Here is a 1,402-nt window from a genome sequence, read left to right as displayed (position 1 = left end):
CAGGGTAAGCGCATCTAATTTGGTCTTTTAAAATACAGATTATTTGGTCCAAAGATGAGAGAGCAATATTTTTACAAAAAAAATGTGTTTAGTAGTAGTCTAATAAACACATTGTTAAATTTATCTGGGACTATCTTATGGGAGCGGGCTTCACTTCTACTTGTTCAAAGCGTCAAACTAAGTTGAATTTGAACTGGCCCAGTGCTACAGCATTAACAGAACAGATGCAAAGCTATTTTAGCGAGATAGAAGACCCGCGAGTACAACGTACCCGGAGCCATCTGTTAACAGATATTTTAATCATCGGAATTTTATCAGTCATTGCGGGAGGTAAGGGATGGGAAGATATGGAAAACTATGGGTTGAGCAAATTTGATTGGTTACGAGAATTTTTAGCTCTACCGAGTGGCATTCCTTGTGCCGATACTTTTCGACGAGTCTTTGAACGGATTAATCCTCAAGTATTTGAGCGTTGCTTTCAGAGGTGGGTTCAATCGATAATTAAAACAATTGGAGCGCAAGTAATTCCTATCGATGGCAAGACTCTTAGAGGTTCCTACGACAGAGAGCAGCAGAAATCAGCGTTGCATTTGGTTAGCGCCTGGGCCAGTGAACATCGTCTGGTTTTGGGGCAAGTCAAAGTAGCTGATAAATCGAATGAAATCACGGCAATTCCTGCCCTATTAGAACTGCTTGACCTCGCTGGAAGCATTATCACAATTGATGCAATGGGTACACAAACAGCAATTGCCACTCAAATATATAGTGCAAAAGCTGATTATATTTTAGCGCTTAAAGCCAACCATCCTACACTTCATGGCCAAGTCCAGACTTGGTTTGACCAAGCGCTAGCTCTCAAATTTGAAGGCATATCCTTCAGCTACAACGAACGGATAGAAAAAGGACATCACCGTCTCGAAAAAAGACAAGTTTGGAGCGTCTCAGTTTCTCAACTACCACCGTTGCATAAACAATCGGATTGGGTGGGTCTAAAGACCCTCGTAATGGTAGTACGAATTCGGCGTTTATGGAATAAAACTACTCAGGAAGTCCAGTTTTATTTGACTAGCTTGGAAAGTGACGCTTGTAAGCTTGGACAGGCAATCCGTCTCCATTGGGGCATTGAGAATGGTCTGCATTGGACTTTAGATGTCACTTTCAAAGAAGATGCTTGTCGTGTCCGAACGGGACATGCACCACATAATCTGGCATTACTACGACGGATAGCTCTTAATGCTTTAAACCGAGAGCAATCTTTTCGGCGTAGCAATCGGCAAAAATCTAATCGAGCCGCAATGGATAATAACTATATGCTGACTATTCTTGCTGCTTGTTTATCCCACCCAACATGATGATGCCTCTAAATTCCCTTGTCAATAGCGTTTGAGATGCGCTTACCCTG

The 1,402-nt window shown here is 42.1% G+C and carries 1 protein-coding gene; it reads left to right on the top strand.

What is annotated here, in order from left to right:
* Positions 1–224 precede the first annotated feature (224 nt).
* Positions 225–1,352, top strand: coding sequence for an ISAs1 family transposase (locus tag QUA04_RS29650; protein ID WP_333264375.1), 1,128 nt, complete (start codon positions 225–227; stop codon positions 1,350–1,352).
* The last annotated feature ends 50 nt before the right edge of the window (positions 1,353–1,402 follow it).

This window comes from Microcoleus sp. S13_C5 (assembly GCF_036700845.1).
Classification (GTDB): domain Bacteria; phylum Cyanobacteriota; class Cyanobacteriia; order Cyanobacteriales; family Microcoleaceae; genus Microcoleus.
Note: the sequence above shows the minus strand (reverse complement) of the source record. Positions and strands in the feature narration are given on the sequence as shown.

What these genes read in the sequence shown, in the direction of transcription:
- QUA04_RS29650 (WP_333264375.1), top strand. Translation starts at nt 225, where the DNA reads ATGCAAAGCTATTTTAGCGAGATAGAAGACCCGCGAGTACAACGTACC.